The organism is Virgifigura deserti, assembly GCA_003576685.1.
Lineage (GTDB): Bacteria > Pseudomonadota > Alphaproteobacteria > Dongiales > Dongiaceae > Virgifigura > Virgifigura deserti.
Genome location: QOZR01000005.1, coordinates 198937 through 216429, shown reverse-complemented (window position 1 = coordinate 216429; position 17493 = coordinate 198937). Strand labels below are relative to the sequence as shown.

General features: G+C 65.6%; 16 protein-coding genes. 7 read left to right on the top strand and 9 right to left on the bottom strand.

The annotated features are described in order from the left end of the window. Positions 1-87: 87 nt before the first annotated feature. From DT069_RS10885 to DT069_RS10870, 4 genes are all read left to right on the top strand, one after another. Entirely contained in the window at positions 88-918 is an 831-nt protein-coding gene (locus DT069_RS10885; RefSeq protein ID WP_119460332.1) for an N-formylglutamate amidohydrolase, read from the top strand. Further along, positions 915-2051, top strand: coding sequence for a carboxylate-amine ligase (locus tag DT069_RS10880; RefSeq protein ID WP_119460331.1), 1137 nt, complete (start codon positions 915-917; stop codon positions 2049-2051). Before DT069_RS10885 ends, DT069_RS10880 begins: the two co-directional genes overlap by 4 nt. Positions 2052-2124: 73 nt before the next feature. Next, entirely contained in the window at positions 2125-2430 is a 306-nt protein-coding gene (locus tag DT069_RS10875; RefSeq protein ID WP_119460330.1) for a DUF1244 domain-containing protein, read from the top strand. A gap of 128 nt (positions 2431-2558) precedes the next feature. Next, positions 2559-2807, top strand: a complete 249-nt coding sequence (locus DT069_RS10870; protein ID WP_119460329.1) for a DUF2312 domain-containing protein — start codon at positions 2559-2561, stop codon at positions 2805-2807. A gap of 38 nt (positions 2808-2845) precedes the next feature. Here DT069_RS10870 and DT069_RS10865 read toward each other — a convergent pair whose 3' ends face one another. From DT069_RS10865 to DT069_RS10845, 5 genes are all read right to left on the bottom strand, one after another. Beyond that, positions 2846-3853: an ABC transporter ATP-binding protein gene (locus DT069_RS10865; RefSeq protein ID WP_119460328.1), complete on the bottom strand. Its 1008-nt coding sequence runs from the start codon at positions 3851-3853 to the stop codon at positions 2846-2848. After that, positions 3832-4797, bottom strand: a complete 966-nt coding sequence (locus DT069_RS10860) for an ABC transporter ATP-binding protein (RefSeq protein WP_119460450.1) — start codon at positions 4795-4797, stop codon at positions 3832-3834. The genes DT069_RS10865 and DT069_RS10860 overlap by 22 nt, the downstream gene beginning before the upstream one ends. 13 nt (positions 4798-4810) lie before the next feature. Then, the gene (locus DT069_RS10855) at positions 4811-5707 is read right to left on the bottom strand and encodes an ABC transporter permease subunit (RefSeq protein ID WP_119460327.1); all 897 of its coding nucleotides are present in this window, start codon (positions 5705-5707) and stop codon (positions 4811-4813) included. Beyond that, positions 5700-6623: an oligopeptide ABC transporter permease OppB gene (oppB, locus tag DT069_RS10850; protein WP_119460326.1), complete on the bottom strand. Its 924-nt coding sequence runs from the start codon at positions 6621-6623 to the stop codon at positions 5700-5702. The genes DT069_RS10855 and oppB overlap by 8 nt, the downstream gene beginning before the upstream one ends. Positions 6624-6760: 137 nt before the next feature. Beyond that, positions 6761-8383 (bottom strand): peptide ABC transporter substrate-binding protein, encoded by a 1623-nt coding sequence (locus tag DT069_RS10845; protein WP_425450152.1) that lies wholly within the window; start codon positions 8381-8383, stop codon positions 6761-6763. A gap of 191 nt (positions 8384-8574) precedes the next feature. On the opposite strand from DT069_RS10845, the gene DT069_RS10840 reads away from it, so the two are divergent. Continuing rightward, complete coding sequence (locus DT069_RS10840) at positions 8575-9471, top strand: serine hydrolase (protein WP_119460325.1); 897 nt, start codon at positions 8575-8577, stop codon at positions 9469-9471. Between the two features lie 9 nt (positions 9472-9480). On the opposite strand, the gene DT069_RS10835 is transcribed toward DT069_RS10840, so the two are convergent. Further along, positions 9481-10182 carry an endonuclease III domain-containing protein gene (locus tag DT069_RS10835; RefSeq protein WP_119460324.1) on the bottom strand — a complete coding sequence of 234 codons (702 nt, stop codon included), beginning with the start codon at positions 10180-10182 and terminating at the stop codon, positions 9481-9483. Between the two features lie 172 nt (positions 10183-10354). Between DT069_RS10835 and DT069_RS10830 the strand changes: the two genes are divergently transcribed. After that, the gene (locus tag DT069_RS10830) at positions 10355-11245 is read left to right on the top strand and encodes a sulfotransferase family protein (RefSeq protein WP_162913126.1); all 891 of its coding nucleotides are present in this window, start codon (positions 10355-10357) and stop codon (positions 11243-11245) included. 12 nt (positions 11246-11257) lie between these two features. Here the strand turns inward: DT069_RS10830 and DT069_RS10825 are convergent, their stop codons facing one another. After that, positions 11258-12160, bottom strand: a complete 903-nt coding sequence (locus DT069_RS10825) for a transcriptional regulator GcvA (protein WP_119460322.1) — start codon at positions 12158-12160, stop codon at positions 11258-11260. 142 nt (positions 12161-12302) lie between these two features. Between DT069_RS10825 and DT069_RS10820 the strand changes: the two genes are divergently transcribed. Next, positions 12303-12662 (top strand): DUF1127 domain-containing protein, encoded by a 360-nt coding sequence (locus DT069_RS10820; RefSeq protein ID WP_119460321.1) that lies wholly within the window; start codon positions 12303-12305, stop codon positions 12660-12662. An 18-nt stretch (positions 12663-12680) separates the two neighbouring features. Here DT069_RS10820 and gcvA read toward each other — a convergent pair whose 3' ends face one another. Beyond that, a complete protein-coding gene (gene gcvA, locus DT069_RS10815; protein WP_119460320.1) occupies positions 12681-13571 on the bottom strand; it encodes a transcriptional regulator GcvA in 891 nt (296 codons plus the stop codon). Between the two features lie 391 nt (positions 13572-13962). Next, entirely contained in the window at positions 13963-17430 is a 3468-nt protein-coding gene (locus DT069_RS10810) for an indolepyruvate ferredoxin oxidoreductase family protein (RefSeq protein ID WP_119460319.1), read from the bottom strand. Positions 17431-17493 lie beyond the last annotated feature (63 nt).

The following is a 17493-nucleotide window of genomic DNA, read 5'->3' as shown; positions in this document are numbered from 1 at the left end:
GGTTTTAAGCCGGACTGTCGCAGCCGGTCAATCGGGCTGCATTTCGCCAGCTTGCAGACGAACGGCCGATTTGGTCTATTGCCGCCCATGCCTGATCCAGCGCCGCCGCCTCAGCCCGCGTCCGCGCCTCGGCGGCCGCTGCTCGGGCCCCAGGACCCGCCGCCGTTCGAGGTCGTCAATCCCGACGGCGCCGCGCGGGTGGTGCTGATCTGCGACCATGCCGGCCAGGCGATTCCGGCCGCCCTCAAGACGCTGGGGCTGGATGAAGTCACGCTGGCCCGACACATCGCCTGGGACATCGGCATCGCCGACGTGACCCGGCGCCTAGCGAAGCGGCTCGACGCGCCCGCCGTGCTTGCCGGCTATTCGCGGCTGGTGATCGACTGCAACCGGCGTCTCGACAACCCGACCTCGATTGCCCAGGTCAGCGACGGTATCGATGTTCCGGGCAATCGCGGCCTGACGGCGGCTCAGCGGGTGCAACGCGCCGAGGCTTGCTTTCAGCCTTACCATGATGCGGTCGCCCGGCTGATCGAGGGCCGCCGGCGGGCCGGCATCGTGCCGGCGCTGATCTCGATGCACAGCTTCACACCGGTGTTCGGCGGAGTCGAGCGGCCCTGGCATGTCGGCATCCTATGGAACCGTGATCCGCGCATTCCCGTTCCTCTGATGGAGAGGCTCGCGGCCGATCCGGAACTGTGCGTCGGCGACAACGAGCCCTATACGGCGCGGGATGAGCATGGCTATTCGACTGCCGTCCATGGCGACGAGCTGGGCCTTGCCAACGTGTTGATTGAGATACGGCAGGATTTGATCGATACGCGCCACGGGGCCGAGAGTTGGGCCGATCGGCTCGCCGATGCGCTCACGTCGATTCTTGTCGATGACGAGATTTTTCGGGTGGTCCACTACGAATGACGCGCCCTGAGCCCGTCTTCACTCTTGGGGTCGAAGAGGAATATCTGCTGGTCGATCGCGCCAGCCGCGATCTGGTCCGCGATCCGCCGCCGGGCATGATGGAGGAATGCCAGGACCTGCTGCAGGCGCAGGTCAGCCCGGAGTTCCTGCGCTGCCAGATCGAGGTCGGCACGAGCGTCTGCCGGAGCCTCGCCGAGACGCGGGCCGAGCTCGCCCATCTGCGCAGCACGGTGGCGGAGGTCGCCGGTCGCCACGGCCTGGCGCCGATCGCCGCGTCGACCCACCCCTTCGCCGCCTGGGATGCCCAGAAGCATACGGACAAGGAGCGCTATCACATCCTCGCCCGCGACATTCAGACGCCGGCCCGCCGGCTGCTGATCTGCGGCATGCATGTGCATATCGGCATCGAGGACCCGCAGCTTCGCATCGATTTGATGGGGCAGGTCGCCTATTTCCTGCCGCATCTCCTTGCCCTCAGCACCTCCTCGCCCTTCTGGCGCGGCGAGGATACGGGCCTGAAATCCTATCGGCTGGCGGTGTTCGACGAGCTTCCGCGCACCGGCCTGCCGGAATATTTCGACAGTTATGGCGAGTTCGAGCGGCATCTGCGCATCCTGGTCGACGCCGGCCTGATCGAGGACGGCAGCAAGCTGTGGTGGGACGTGCGGCCGAGCGTGCGCTTCCCGACGCTGGAGATGCGGATCGCCGACGTCTGCACGCGGCTCGACGACGGGATCTGCATCGCCGCGATCTATCGCTGCCTCATCCGGATGCTCTGGCGGCTGCGGCGCGCCAACCAGCGCTGGCGGCGCTATGCCATGATGCTGGTCAACGAGAATCGCTGGCGGGCGCAGCGCTACGGGCTCGACGAGGGGCTGGTCGATTTCGGCCGCGGCGCGATCGTCTCCTATCCCGAGCTGCTGGAGGAGATCATCGCTCTGACGCGCGAGGATGCCGAGTTCTTCGGCTGCACGACCGAAATCGAGCATGCGCGCACGATCCTGCAGCGCGGCACCAGCGCCCATCGCCAGCGTGCCAGGCTCGCCCAGGCCCTCGAGGCTGGGCAGAGCCGGGAGGATGCGCTCAAGGCCGTGGTCGACCTGCTGATCGAGGAGACCGTCGAGGGTCTTTGACGGATGCCGCGTTGGCAATCCGGAGGCCCGAGGCCCATATCCGAGCCATATGAGAGAGGACGGGGAGAGACTTATGGACGACAAGACCCGCACCGAACTGGAAGCTGCTGCCTTCCGCCGCCTGGTGGAGCATTTCCGCGCGCATCCCGAGGTTCAGAACATCGATCTCATGAATCTCGCCGGCTTCTGCCGCAACTGCCTGTCGAAATGGTACCGCGCGGCGGCCGAGGAGCGCGGGCTCGAGATGAGCTACGACCAGGCGCGCGAGATCGTCTACGGCATGCCTTATGACGAATGGAAGGCGAAGCACCAGACGGAAGCGACGCCCGAGCAGAAGCAGGCCTGGGCCGCGGGGCACACCAGCCGCAATCACGCGTGATCTCTGTGCGTCGTCTCTGCGCGTCGAGAGTCTTGCAGCCGGTCCGCCGCCTCGATATGTTCCGCCCTCCCGTGCCCGGACCGGGCATGGGGCTTCCCGAAAGAGCAGATTAGGACGGAGACGAAGGCATGGCGGATGTCGGGGGAATCGCGGCGGATCGGCTGCGCTCGCTGATCGAGCGGATCGAGCGGCTGGAGGAAGAAAAGGCGGGACTCGCCAACGATATCCGCGAAGTCTACGCCGAGGCCAAGGGGACCGGGTTCGACACCAAGATCATGCGGCAGATCGTCCGCCTGCGGAAGATGGACGCCAACGACCGGCAGGAGCAGGAGTCGCTGCTCGACCTGTACAAGCAGGCGCTGGGGCTGGTCGAGTAGAGGTTGTGCGCCCTCTCCCATAAGGGGAGAGGGGCTTCCTACTCGTCCCAATGATGGCAGGCCACCTCGTGGCCGCGTTCGATTTCCAATAGCGACGGCGACAGGCGGGCGCAGATTTCCGTCGCCTTGGGGCAGCGCGTTCGAAACCGGCAGCCGCTGGGCGGATCGAGCGGCGAGGGCAGGTCGCCGCTCAGCACCAGCCGCTGCTTCGCTCGTTCCAGATCCGGGTCCGGAATCGGCACCGCCGAGATCAGCGCCTGGGTATAGGGATGGCGCGGATTGCGGTAGAGCTGGTCGCGGTCGGCCAGCTCGACCACCTTGCCGAGATAGAGCACCATGATCCGGTGGCTGATCTGGCGCACGACGCTCAGATTGTGCGAGATGAAAATCAGCGACAGGCCGGTCTCGCGCTGCAGGTCCATCAGCAGGTTGATGATCTGCGCCTGGATCGAGGCGTCGAGGGCGCTGACCGGCTCGTCGCAGACGATCAGCTTGGGATCGTTGATCATCGCCCGGGCGATTCCGATGCGCTGGCACTGGCCGCCGGAGAACTCGTGCGGATAGCGGTTAATCTGCTGCGGCAGCAGGCCGACCTTCGCCATGATTTCCTGAATGCGCCGCTTCGCCTCTGCGGGTTTCAGGTCCGGCCGGAAGGTCTTCAACGGCTCGCCGATGGTCTCGCCGGCCGTCATCCGCGGGTTGAGCGAGGCGAGCGGGTCCTGGAAGATAATCTGCATCTCTTTGCGCCTCTGCCGCATCGCCGCGGTCGAGAGCGCGGCCAGGTCCTGGCCGAGCCAGACGACACGGCCCGCAGCCGACGGCAGAAGGCGCAGGACGGCGCGGCCGAGCGTCGACTTGCCGCAACCCGACTCGCCGACGAGGCCAAGCGTCTCGCCGGGGCGGAGATCGAAGCTCACCCCGTCCACCGCCCGCAGCAGGACCGGCTTGCGGCGCGAGAACAGCCCACCGGCACCGAGCGTGAAATGAACGCTCAGGTCGCGGACCGAGAGCAGCGGCGATGGGCCTAGAGGTGCGGCAGGTGGCATGCCTTCTTCCTCTCCTCGCCGATCCTGCGCAACTCGGGCCGGTCGTCGAGGCAGATCGCCTCGCGATGGGCGCACCGCTCATAAAAGGCGCAGCCGGGCGGCAGGCGCTGCAGGTTGGGCGGCTGTCCGGGAATCGTCGACAATCTTGCGCCAGCCGCCTCGTCGAGACGCGGCGTCGACCGCAGAAGCCCGGCCGTATAGGGGTGTTGCGGATCGCGAAAGATATCGCGGACGGGGCCGGACTCGACCACCCGGCCGGCATACATCACCAGCACCCGGTCGCACAGCCCGGCAATGACGCCGAGGTCGTGGGTGATCAGGACGATGGCGGTGTTGCTGGCCCGCTGCAGCGCCCCGATCAGCTCGAGGATCTGCGCCTGGACGGTGACGTCGAGCGCCGTGGTCGGCTCGTCGGCGATCAGCAGCTCCGGCTTGCACAGCAGCGCCATCGCGATCATCACCCGCTGCCGCATGCCGCCGGAGAACTCGTGCGGATACATATCGATGCGGCGCGCCGCTTCGGGGATCTGCACCCGCTCGAGCATCGCGATGGCCTCGCCGCGCGCCTCGGCCCGGCTGCTGCCCTTATGGGCGATGAGCACCTCCGTCATCTGCCGGGCGATCGTCAGATAGGGGTTCAGCGACGTCATCGGGTCCTGGAAGATCATCGACATGCGCGCGCCGCGGATCCGGTTGAGCTGTTTGCGCGGCAATCCGAGGATTTCGTGGCCGCGGAAGCGGACGCTGCCGGACGCCCGTCCGTTCGCCGCCAGCAACCCCATCACCGATATGAAGATCTGACTCTTGCCCGAGCCCGACTCGCCGACGATGCCGAGGGTTTCGCCTTCGCCGACGGTGAAGCTCACCCCGTTCACCGCCTCGACCAGCCCATCCGGCGTCGCGAAGCGGGTGTGCAGGTTCTCGATCGAGAGGACGGGCTCCATCACCGATCCCAATTCACCGATCCCTGGGATCGAGCGCATCGCGCAGCCCGTCGCCGATGAAGTTGAAGCAGAACAGCGTGACGGCCAGGAACGTCGCGGGGAAGATCAGCGCCCAGGGCGTCGTCTCCATCGACCGCGCGCCCTCGCTGATCAGGACGCCCCAACTCGTGTTCGGCTCCTGCACGCCGAGGCCAAGGAAGCTGATGAAGGATTCGGTCAGGATCACCTGCGGGACCGTCAGCGTGACGTAGACGACGACCGGCCCCAGCGTGTTCGGGATGATGTGGCGGCGAAGGATATTGAAGCTGCTCACCCCGCCGGCCACGGCGGCCTCGACGAACTCCTTGCGCTTGAGGCTGATGGTCTGGCCGCGGACGATCCGCGCCATGTCGAGCCAGGAGATCGCCCCGATGGCGACGAATATCAGCACGAGGTGGCGGCCGAACATGACGGTCAGCAGGATCACGAAGAAGATGAAGGGCAGGGAGTAGAGAACATCGACGAACCGCATCATCACCGCGTCGACGCGGCCGCCGATGAATCCTGCTGTCGCACCATAGGCGACGCCGATCACCAAGCTCACCAGCGTTGCCACCAGCCCCACCATCAGCGACATCCGCCCGCCATAGAGCGTGCGGACGAAGAGATCGCGGCCGTTGGAATCCGTGCCGAAATAGTGGCCGAGCGCGAAATTCGGCGGTGCGTCGATCTGGTCCCAATAGATCTCGTCATAGGGATGCGGGCTGAGCCAGGGTGCGAAGATGGAGGCCAGCGCGATCGCGGCCAGGATCACTATGCTGGCCATCGCGGCCCGATTCCGCATCAGGCGGCGCCAGGCATCGGCCCACAGGCTGCGCCCGGCGAACTCCTCAGTCGGTGCGGTGCCGGGCGGGATCGCCGTATCAGTCATACCGCACCTTCGGATCGAGCAGGCCGTAGAGCAGATCGACCAGCAGGTTGAACAGGATGATGAGGACGCCGTAGAAGATCGTCACGCCCATCACCAGCGTATAGTCGCGGTTCAGCGCCGCCTGGACGAAATAGCGCCCGATTCCCGGGATCCCGAAGATCTGCTCGATGATGACCGAGCCGGTGATGATGCTGGCGACCGCCGGCCCGAGATAGGAGACGACCGGCAGCATCGCCGCCTTCAACCCGTGGCGCAGGATCGTCACGCGCTCCGGCAATCCTTTCGCGCGGGCGGTGCGCATGAAGTTGCTGCGCAGCACCTCGATCATGCTGCCGCGTGTCAGCCGCGCGATCGCGGCCACCTGCGGCAGGCACAATGCGACGATCGGCAGGACCGAATGCGCGATGCCGCCGCCGCCCCAGCCGCCAACCGGTAGCCAGCTCAGATAAAGCCCGAAGACGAGCGTCAGCAGAGGCGCCATCACGAAGTTTGGAATGGTGATGCCGGTCATCGCCGTTCCCATCACCAGATAGTCGGTCAGGCTGTTCTGATTGAGCGCGGCGACCGTGCCGAGCGCGACGCCGATGCCGAAGGCGAACAGGATCGCCAAGCCGCCGAGGCGCAGGGACACCGGAAATCCGCCCCAGATCAGCTCCGTGACCGAGAAGTCCTTGTACTGGAAGGACGGACCGAAATCGCCCTGGAGGATATTGCCGACATAGCGCAGATATTGTTGCGGCAGCGGCTCGTCCAGGTGATAGGCCTTGTTCAAATTGGCCTCGACCTGGGCCGGGAGGTTTCGCTCCTTGTCGAACGGACCGCCGGGCGCCAGACGCATCATGAAGAAGGCGATCGTGATGATCAGGAAGAGCGTCGGCAGGGCGCCGAGCATCCGCTTCACCGCGTAGCGCAGCACAATGCTCTCCCGTGCCGGCGGCGAGCTCCGGGTCTCGTCCGGTCGTTAATGCTCAAGTCTTGGTCCTCGCCTCATCGGTGGATCCTCCTCCCAACCGTGTTTCGACGGGGCGGGAGGAGGAAGCCATCGGCTCCGTGCTACGAGCTCTTGAGCGAAATATAGCGGCCCGGATGGATGTCCAGGACGTTGAACTCCCAGCCCTGGACATCGGGGCTGATCATATGCTGCGTGGTGTAGTGATAGATCGGGATCAGCGGCATATCGGCCAGGAATACGGCTTCCGCCTGCTCCAGAATATCCATCCGCTTATCGACATTCTCCGGCTTCGCCGCCTCGGCCAGAAGTCGGTCGAACTCCGGATTGTTGTAGCCGGCATCGTTCCGCTCACCGGCATTCGACAGGAACAGCTCGAGGAAGTTCAGCGGATCGACATAGTCGCCGATCCAGGCGGCGCGGGCCAGTTCGTGCTTCTTCAGGTCGCGGTCCTCGAGATAGACCTTCCATTCCTTGTTGGTCAGCGTCATCTGCGCGCCCAGCGTCTGCTTCCACATGCTGGCGACGGCGATGGCGATCTTCCTGTGGTTCTCGTTGGTGTTGTAGAGCAGCTCCAGCTCCAGCGGGTTGTCGGGACCGTAGCCGGCTTCGGCATAAAGCTTCTTCGCCAACGCGTTGCGCTCGGCCTGCGACATCTTGGCGAAATCCACCTCCTGCTGGTCATAGCCTTCGACGCCGGGCGGCACCCAGGAATAGGCCGGCAGCTCGCCGCCCTGGGTCACCTTGTCCGTCAGGATCTCCCGGTCGATCGCGAGCGCCAGGGCCTTGCGCAGCTTCAGACTGCTGCCGAGCGGCTCGCGCGTGAGATTGACGACATAGTAGTAGGTGCCGAAATAGGGCGTGTTGTGGAACTGGTCCGCCATGTTCTCCTCGGCCCATTTGATCTGCTCCGAGGGAATGTCATAGGTGATGTGCAGCTCGCCAGCGCGGAAGCGCTTCAACTCCTCGGCCAGATCCTCGGTCGGGTAATAGACGATCTTGTCGAGCTTGACGTTCTCGGCGTCGTGGAAATGCGGGTTCTTGACGACGGTGACCTGCGACTGCGGGACCCAGTCCGTCATCATGAAGGCGCCGTTGGTGACGGCATTGCCGGGCCGCGTCCATTCATTGCCGAACTTCTCGACCGTGGCACGGTGGACCGGGAAGGAAATGTTGTGGGACAGCACGCCGAGAATGAAGGGCGTCGGCCCGTTCAGGGTCATTCTGAAGGTGTGCGGATCGACCGCCTTGACGCCGAGCTGGTCGACGGGCATCTCGCCGGCGATGATCGCCTCGGCATTCCTGATCGGGATCAGGATCGGCGCGTAGTCGGCCGCCGTGTCCGGATCGACGGCGCGGCGGAAGGAGTAGACGAAGTCCTCGGCGGTCAGCGGATCGCCGTTCGACCATTTCGCGTCCTGCCGCAAATGGAAGGTATAGACGGTGCCGTCATCGCTGATGTCCCAGCTTTCGGCGACGCCCGGAACCTGCTTGCCCTCGGCGGACAGCGTGACCAGCCCCTCGTAAAGGTCGTTCTCGATGACGTTCTCGGTCACGCCCGTCGATTTGTGCGGATCGAGAGTTTCGGGTTCCGTGCCGTTGCCGCGGTGCAGGACTTGCTCTGCCATGGCGATCCCGGGTGCCGCGATGGAGATCATCGGAATCGTCGCCAGGACAAACGCGGTCGTGAGCGCCGTAGTCCTGAGACGCGCAAACGCCTTTCTCATGAAACCCCTCCCTTGTAGACGCCTGTTCTTGTTCGCCATTGGCGTGTAGATGCTGAGCTTGTACAAATTCGACGGCTGTGGACTCTCGCGACGGGTTCTCAAAACGGACAACGTCTTATGGCAGACCCGTTTCGCATGTTTGTCAACGACCGTTTGCGCTTGTTCCCAAGCGGTTAGGGGAGGGTGCGTCCGTGGTTTTCTATCGGCGGGACGCCGCGCTGGAGGATGCCGGCCGGTCACTGATCGCGTCCGCGCTGCGACAGTTCGGCCCGACCGGCCTGGAGCCGGACAGCATCGCCCTGACGCTTGTCGTACCCGGCTTGACCGACGCCATTCCTCGGGGCTTCGGCCATCGCGGCGATTGCCCGATCTATCCGGCGAGCGTGATCAAGCTGTTCTATCTGGTGGCCGCCCAGGGGTGGCTCGAAGCCGGGCGGCTCAGGCCGAGCGCCGAACTCGACCGGGCGCTTGCCGCCATGATCCGCGAATCCAGCAACGATGCGACCAATCACCTCGTCGATCTCCTCACCGGCACGACGAGCGGACCAGAGCTTTCGCCGGCGGCACTCGCGCGCTGGCTCGCCCGGCGGCGCGCCGTCAATCGCTATTTCGCGCGATGGAAGTGGCCCGAGTTCGCGGCGATCAACGCGACGCAGAAAACTTGGGACGAGGGTCCCTATGGTCGCGAGCACCAGTCCCGCTTCACGGTCGAGAACAACCGCAACCGGCTCACCACCGATGCAACGGCGCGACTGCTCGGCGCCATCAACGCGGGCGAAGCGGTCTCGCCGGCGCACTCGGCGGCGATGCGTGCGCTGCTCGCCCGCGATCTGGATCCGGCAGTCTGGCGCGACTGTCCCGAAGCTCAGGTGGGCGGCTTCCTGGGCGAGGGCCTGCCGGACGGGGCACGGCTCTGGTCGAAGGCCGGCTGGACCAGTGAGACCCGCCAAGATGCCGCCTTGATCGAGCTGCCGGGCGGTCGCAGCTTCACGCTGGTCGTCTTCACCGAAGGCCGGTCGCTGGCACAGAACGAACGGCTGCTGCCATTTCTCGCCCGCGAGGCGGCGGAGGCAGTGGGTACGCTGTAACCGGCAATTTCACCGCGGACTCACAACACCGACCTGGCGGCACATCGACAGGAGCAGGCATGTCGAGCATTTCGGCCGGGTTGGCGTGCAGATGAACTTGCCGAACGGAACCAGCCGTTCGTTGATCTCGATCCAGTAGCGCTCCGGCAGCTTGTCGGCCAAGGCGGCCATGGTCCGCTCCGGCGTGGTCGTCGCCACATAGCCCCAGCGGTTGCTCACCCGATGCACATGGATATCGACGGCGATCGCCGGGCGATCGAAGCCGACGGCAAGCGTCAGCGCAGCGATCTTCGGGCCCACGCCGCGAAACTCGGTCAGGGCCTCCATGCTGTCGGGTACCCGGCCGCCATGCTCGTCGAGGATACGCCGCGCTAGCAGCTTCAAGTCGCGGGCCTTCGGCTCCGGAAATGTCGCGCCATGGAGCAGGTCGATCAGCGCGGCCTCGTCCAGCGCCACCAGCGCCTCCGGCGTTCGTGCGACGGCGAACAGGCGCAGGCAGACGGCAATGGTCGTCTCGTCGCGCGTGCGCGCCGAGATCAGGCTGCCGACGAGCTGTTCGAAGGGCGAGCCATAACCCCGGTCGCGCAGATCGAACATCGCCGCCTTCGGCAGCTCGGCCACGGCCCGGCGAAGCCGGCGGAAGACTTCGTCGATATCCAGCGCCTCCTTGGGCCTCTCGATGCCCTCTCGGTCAGCACGGCGCGTTGGCATTTCGCTCCCTCATCCGATGCGAACGCTCCCGCGAGACGGAGCGGTTCACGTTTCAAGGATAGGGAGGTCGAGGAAGAGTGTGATGCGAGCGGTCATGGAACTTTGAGCCACCAGACTCGCGTTCATGTCGATGACTAGTATTCTGGAGGTACAACAGGGGGAGAGCGCGATAATGACGCTGCCGAACTTCGTCGTCATCGGGGCTTTCAGGTCGGGAACGACCTCGCTTTACTATTATCTTCGTCAGCACCCTCAGATTTTTCTCAGCCCGATCAAGGAAACGAACTTTCTCGCTTACGATGCGGAAACGGATTCACATCGTCCGGATCCGCTCCAACGGTTTCGGGTCAGGACTTTTGCGCATTATGAAGGGCTTTTTTCTTCTGCGGGGAAGGAGAGCGCCGTCGGTGAAGTCTCGCCTTTGTATCTCGCCAGGCCGCTGGCGGCCGATCGCATCAAGCAATACATGCCCGACGCGAAGCTGATCGCGATCCTGCGCAACCCGGCCGATCGCGCTCATGCCGGCTATCTGGCTGCGGTCAGGCGCGGATCGGAAAACCGGAGTCTAGCCGAAGTCGTCGGCGATGCACGGCACAAGAAGGCTCGGAATCTTCCAGGCGCGCCCTACATCGAGGCGGGATTCTATCATCAGAATCTGATGTTTTACCTCGATCGCTTCAGCCGGGAGCAGATCACCTTGTACCTTTACGACGACTTCCGGAGCGATGCCGGGGCGGTTCTGCGATCCATATTTCGTTTCCTCAAGGTGGACGAGAACTTCGCGCCGGACATGTCCATCAAGTTCAACGCCTCCGGGCTGCCTCGAAACAAGCTGCTGGACCGGCTGCTGCAGCCCACCATGTTCACCAAGACCGTGCAGGCTCGCCTACCGGATTGGGTGCGGCGCCCGATCTATGCCGGCGTCACCGCAATCAACCGGCGCAATCTCGTCAAGCCCGAACTGCCATCGGCGGTCCGCCAGGACCTGACGGCCTTGTACAAGGACGACATCCTCAAGCTGCAGGGGCTGCTCGGGCGCGACCTCGGCCATTGGCTCGCATAACCGTCGGCACCGTCAGCGCTCCACCTCGGCGAAGAGCCAGTCGCGAAAGGCGGCGATCTTCGGCCGGTCGGCGGCGGTTTCCAGGCAGACGACATAGTGGGCGAAGCCGGGGGACAGGCTGAGATCAAAGGGCTTGACCAGACGGCCCGCCGCCAGATCGTCGGCGAGGAGAATCTGCTCGGCGAGAACCACCCCGTGCCCCTCGATGGCCGTCTGGATCGCCATGCTCGCCTGGCTGAATTTCGGTCCGCGGTTCGAGTCGACATCCCGCACGCCCGCGGCGAGCAGCCACATGCGCCAGTCCGGCCAGGTCTCGTCCCGCGTCGCATGATCGACATGCAGGAGCGTGTGCCACCGAAGGTCGTCGGGCGTCCGGAGCGGATGCGGCCCGTCGACGAGCCGGGGGCTGCAGGCCGGCACGACCCGGTCGTCCATCAGGTGATCGACCCGCAGGCCAGGATAACGGCCGGTCCCGAAGCGGATGCCGATATCGACATCGTCCCGGGTGAAGTCGGCGCATTCGGATGAGGCGTCGATCCGCACATCGATGTCGGGATGAGCCTGGCGGAAGCGGTCGAGCCGCGGCACCAGCCACTTGCCGGCGAAGGAGGGCGAGACCGTCACCGTCAGCGGCCCGCTGGCGCCCTCGGCCCTGACTCGCTCCATCGCTTCGGCGAGCCGGTCGAAACCTTCGCGCACGCCGGACAGGCAGCGTTGCCCAGCATCCGTCAGCAGCACTGCCCTGTTGAGCCGGCGGAACAGCGGCAGCCCCAAATGCGCCTCGAGGGCCTTGATCTGATGGCTGATCGCCGCGGGCGTCACATGCAGCTCCGCCGCGGCCTTGGCGAAGCTGAGATGTCGCGCCGCAGCCTCGAAGGCGCGCAGAGCATTGAGTGGGGGCAGGCGGCGGCTCATCGCTCTTCAGATTAGAATATCTAATGACACACGTGACAACTACTCGTTTGTCGTCGCGCGCTGACCGGCATAAATAGGAAGGAACGATAGGTCATCGTGAAGCCAACGGGAACAGTTTTTCTCATTTGAAAGCAGGAGGTGGATGATGTCGCGTCTCTCTTACCTCACCGGTCTGGCGCACAAGGCCGATTCGGACCGGGGCCATCGGGCCATCCTTCCCGTCACCTCGGCGATCAGCCGACTCGCGGAGGCGCCAGTGACGGTCTTACGCACGGCAGTCGACGGCGTGGTGCGCTGGCACGAACGCCGGAGCACGATCAAGGTTCTGAGCGATCTTGACGACAGGCTTCTCAGGGACATCGGTCTCCTTCGCGGGGATATCGGCTTCGTCGTCGACGAGCTTATCGACCAATCTCGTGCGAAGCGGAACGCGGTGAACGAGACGCATGGAAGGCTGCAATCCGTCCGCAGCGGGACCCCGATTCCGATGGGCTGCGGTTAAGACTTCGGCGGAACGGCATCAGGCGGGGGCGGGCGTCACGCCCGCCTCCGCCAGCAGCCAGTTGCGGAAGGAGGCGATCGGCTTCCGCCGGCCGGCGCCGGGCAGCGACAGCAGGTAATAGGCCCCGTCCGTCACGACGATATCGGAGAGTCTCACCAGCGAGCCCTCCCGCAGGGGCTTCTCCGCCAGGAACTCGTCGGCGAGCGCGATGCCCTGCCCGGCAATGGCAGCGTCGATCACAAGGTTCGTCTCGGACAATCGCGGGCCGCGGGTGATGCCGTCGACCGCTGCGCCGGCCGCCTCGAACCAGCGGCGCCAGCGCATGCCGCCATCCTCATGCAGCAGCGTATGCTGTGAAAACTCCGACGGACGCGGCAGTTCCAGCCCATTCAGCAGGGCCGGATGGCAGACCGGGAACAGCAGCGGCCGGACGATCAGGTCCTCGCGCACGCCCGGCCAATCGCCCTTGCCGTAGCGAATCGCGAGGTCCGCCTCGTCGCGATTCAGATCGACCAGCAGCGGCGACACGTCCAGATAGACATCGAAGGTCGGATGCCGCTCGCGAAAGCGCCCCAGCCGGTGGACCAGCCACTTCGTGGCGAAGGCCGGTTCGGCGCTGACGCAGATCTGCAGCCGGGCGGTCCCGGTCAGCGCCTCCGTTGCCTCGGCGATGTCGTCGAGCGCGCGCCGAATCCGGTCGAGATAGGCAGCCCCGGCCTCGGTCAATACAACTCCGCGCGGCGCCTTGCCGAACAGGGTGACGTCCAGCCGCGCCTCCAGGCCGCGGACATGCCGGCTGATCGCCGCGTGGCTAACGCCCAGCTCCTCGGCCGCGCCGGTGAAGCTGTTGTGCCGTGCCGCGGCCTCGAAGGCGCGCAACGCGTTGAGGGGCGGCAGGCGGCGGCTCATGGATCGGTGACTTTTCCTTACGCTAGCTTGCCGAAACGGCGTTTGTGGGTTTGACCGGACGGCGCCACGCTCCCGGCATCGATCGTGCCAAAAGGCGATACGAACGGGAGCATGCGATGTTTCTATTCGACATCTACGCCGATCTGTTTTCCGTGGCTACCTTCAGGCAGCCGCCCCGCAAAGGCAATCCGGATGCGGTGCCCGACGGTGCCGATGAGGCGCGGGAGGGTGCGCGCCGGTCTTGGCGGCGCCGTCTTATGGGTGTGGGGAGGACTTGTGATGTCTTGCCGGCTGTCGATCGCGGTCGGCCAGACCCTCATCCTTCGAGGAAGCTCAGGACAAGGACCTCGTGCTGAGCCTGTCGAAGCACGACAGTGCTTTGCGCTCTGTCCTACTGCGCTGCGGTCTGCTGCGGCGTCGGCGCGCGGTAGGCGACCAGCAGCTCGGCCTCATGCCGCTTCGCCGGCTCGAGATGCGCCTGCTTGATATGGCCGAAGCCGCGGATCTGTTCCGGAATCGCGGCGATCTGAAGGGCGAGCGCGTGCTTGTCGTGGCTCAGACCCGCGATCAGCTCCTCGACCACCGCCTCATAGTCGCGGATCAGCTGCCGCTCCAGCTTGCGCTCGGCGGTCCGGCCGAAGAGGTCGAAACGGGTGCCGCGAAGGCCCTTCATCATCGCCAGTAGCCGGAAGGCGGTCAGCATCCAAGGGCCGAAGCTGCGCTTTCGCGGATGGCCGGTGTCCGGATCGCGCGCCGCCAGCAGCGGCGGTGCAAGATTGAACTCGACCCGGAAATTGCCTTCGAACTGATCCTCCAGCCGCTTGAGGAAGGCCCCGTCCGTGTAAAGCCGCGCCACTTCATACTCGTCCTTATACGCGAGCAGCTTGAAGTAGTTGCGCGCGACAGTCTCGGCGAGGCCCGACAGACCGCGCGCCTTCTCCGTTTCGGCTTGCCGCACGCGCTCGACCAAGGCCTTGTAGCGGTCGGCATAGGCTGCGTCCTGATAGTCGGTCAGGAATGCGACGCGGCGCGCGACGAGCGCATCGAGGGTCGGCGCCGCAGCCGGCGGCGCCTCCGGCTCGAGCTGGGCCGCCCGCTCCACCGCCGCCCGGTCATGGGCGGCACGGCGGCCCCACAGGAAGGCTTGGCGGTTGGCCTCGACGGCCACGCCATTCAGCGCGATCGCTTGGTCGATCGCCTCGGCCGAGACCGGGACGAGACCCTTCTGAAAGGCGTAGCCGAGCATGAACAGGTTCGAGGCGATCGAATCGCCCATCAGCGCCGTGGCGATGCGGGTCGCGTCGATGGACTCCGTGCGATCTCGCCCGGCCGTCTCGGCGATCAGGTCCAGCAGGCCTTGACGCGGAAAGGCCAGGTCTGGCTTGCGCGTGAACTCGCCGGTCATGGTTTCGTGCGAATTGACGACGGCGGAGGTTGTGCCCTCCTGCACCTTGGCCAGCGCGTCGAAGCTGCCGGCGACGACCATGTCGCAGCCGAGCAGCAGCTTGGCGCCGCCCGCGGCGATGCGCACCGCGTGGATGTCCTCCGGCTTGTCGGCGATGCGGACATGGCTGAAGACCGCGCCGCCTTTCTGCGCCAGACCGGCCATGTCGAGCACCGAGCAACCCTTCCCTTCCAGATGCGCGGCCATCGCGATCAGTGCGCCGATCGTGACCACGCCGGTCCCGCCGACGCCGGTGATCAGGACGCCGTAAGGCTCCGCGGTGGCGGGCAGGGTGGGGGGCGGCAGCGCGCCGAACGTCGCGTCGGACACCACCGGCTTCCGCTTGCGCAGGCGGCCGCCATGGACGGTCACGAAGCTGGGACAGAAGCCGTTGAGGCAGGAGAAGTCCTTGTTGCAGGAGGACTGGTCGATCGCGCGCTTGCGGCCGAACTCGGTCTCGACCGGCACGATCGACAGGCAGTTGGACTGTGTGCCGCAATCGCCGCAGCCTTCGCAGACCGCCTCGTTGATCACGACGCGTTTCGGCGGATCGGGCATCAGCCCGCGCTTGCGACGGCGACGCTTCTCGGCGGCGCAGGTCTGGTCATAGATGATCGCCGTCACGCCCGGGGTCTCGCGCATTTCGCGCTGGATGCGGTCCAGGCTATCGCGGTGATCGATCGTCGTGCCCTGCGGGAAGCCGCCGCCGGTCGGGTATTTCTCCGGCTCGTCGCTGACCACGGCAATGCGCGCCACGCCTTCGGCGGCGAGCTGCTGGGCCAGTCGCGGCACGTCGAGCGGGCCGTCAACCGGCTGGCCGCCGGTCATCGCGACGGCGTCGTTATAGAGGATCTTGTATGTGATGTTGACGTTCGCCGCGACCGCCGAGCGGATCGCCAGGATTCCGGAGTGGAAGTAGGTGCCGTCACCGAGATTCTGGAAGACGTGCGGCGTGGTGACGAACGGCGCCTGGCCCGCCCAGTTGGCGCCCTCTGCCCCCATATGGGTGAAGGTGGCCGTGTTCCGGTCCATCCATTGGACCATGTAGTGGCAGCCGATGCCGGCGAGCGCGCGGCTGCCCTCCGGCACCTTGGTCGAGCTGTTGTGCGGGCAGCCGGAGCAGAAATACGGCACGCGCTGGATCGGCGGCTTGTGGCCGGCGAGCGCCTTCTCCTTCGCCTCGAGGAAGGCGAGGCGCTGTGCGATCCGCTCGCTGCTGTGGAAGCGCGCGATGCGCTTGGCGATCACCCGGGCGATGCGTGCCGGGGTGAGTTCGTCTGCGGAGGGCAGGATCCATTCGCCCGTCTCGTCGAACTTGCCGATCACCTGCGGGCGCACCCGCTCGTCCCAGTTGTAAAGCTGCTCCTTGATCTGGTTCTCGACGAGGGCGCGCTTCTCCTCGACGACGAGGATCTCCTCCAGCCCCTCGGCGAAATGCCGGACGCCCTCGCGTTCCAGCGGCCAAGTCATGCCGAGCTTGTAGACCGAAAGGCCGATCTCCGCGGCATGGGCCTCGTCGATGCCGAGATCGTCGAGCGCCTGGCGGACGTCGAGGTATGACTTGCCGCAGGTGACGATGCCGAACCGACGTCGCGGGCTGTCGATCACGACCCGGTTGAGCCTGTTCGCGCGGGCGAAGGCGAGGGCGGCATAAAGCTTATAACGATGCAGCCGCATTTCCTGCTGCAGCGGCGTGTCCGGCAAGCGGATGTTCAGGCCGCCCTCCGGCATCTCGAAATCGTCCGGCGTAACGATCTCGATGCGGTGCGGATCGACATAGGCCGAGGCGGAGCTGTCGACCGTCTCGGCTACCGTCTTGAAGGCGACCCAGCAGCCGGAATAGCGCGACATCGCCCAGCCATAGAGGCCGAGATCGAGGAACTCCTGCACGCCGGCCGGATTCAGCACCGGGATGCAGGCATCCATGAAGGCATATTCGCTCTGATGCGCGGTGGTCGAGGATTTGCAGGTGTGATCGTCGCCGGCCAGCAGCAGCACGCCGCCATGCCTCGATGATCCCGCCAGATTGCCATGGCGCAGCACGTCGCCCGACCGGTCGACGCCCGGTCCCTTGCCGTACCACATCGCGAAGACACCGTCATGGCGGGCGTCGCCGAACAGGCCGACCTGCTGGCTGCCCCAGACGGCCGTCGCGGCGAGGTCCTCGTTGACGCCCGGCTGGAAGCGGATCTGGTTCGCCTCGAGGAACCGTTTCGCCCGGCCCATCGCCAAGTCGACCCCGCCCAAGGGCGAGCCGCGATATCCCGTCACGAAGCAGGCGGTATCGAGGCCTGCCGCCTTGTCGCGCTGGCGCTGCATCATCGGCAGGCGGACCAGCGCCTGGGTCCCGGTCAGGAAAATCCGCCCGGACTCGAGCGCATATTTATCGTCAAGAGTAACGGCCGCAAGCGTCATGGTGCCCTCTCAAGGCGAACGGCCAAATCCCTGTGACTCCTAAGTTAAGGGAGCCGGGGCGGG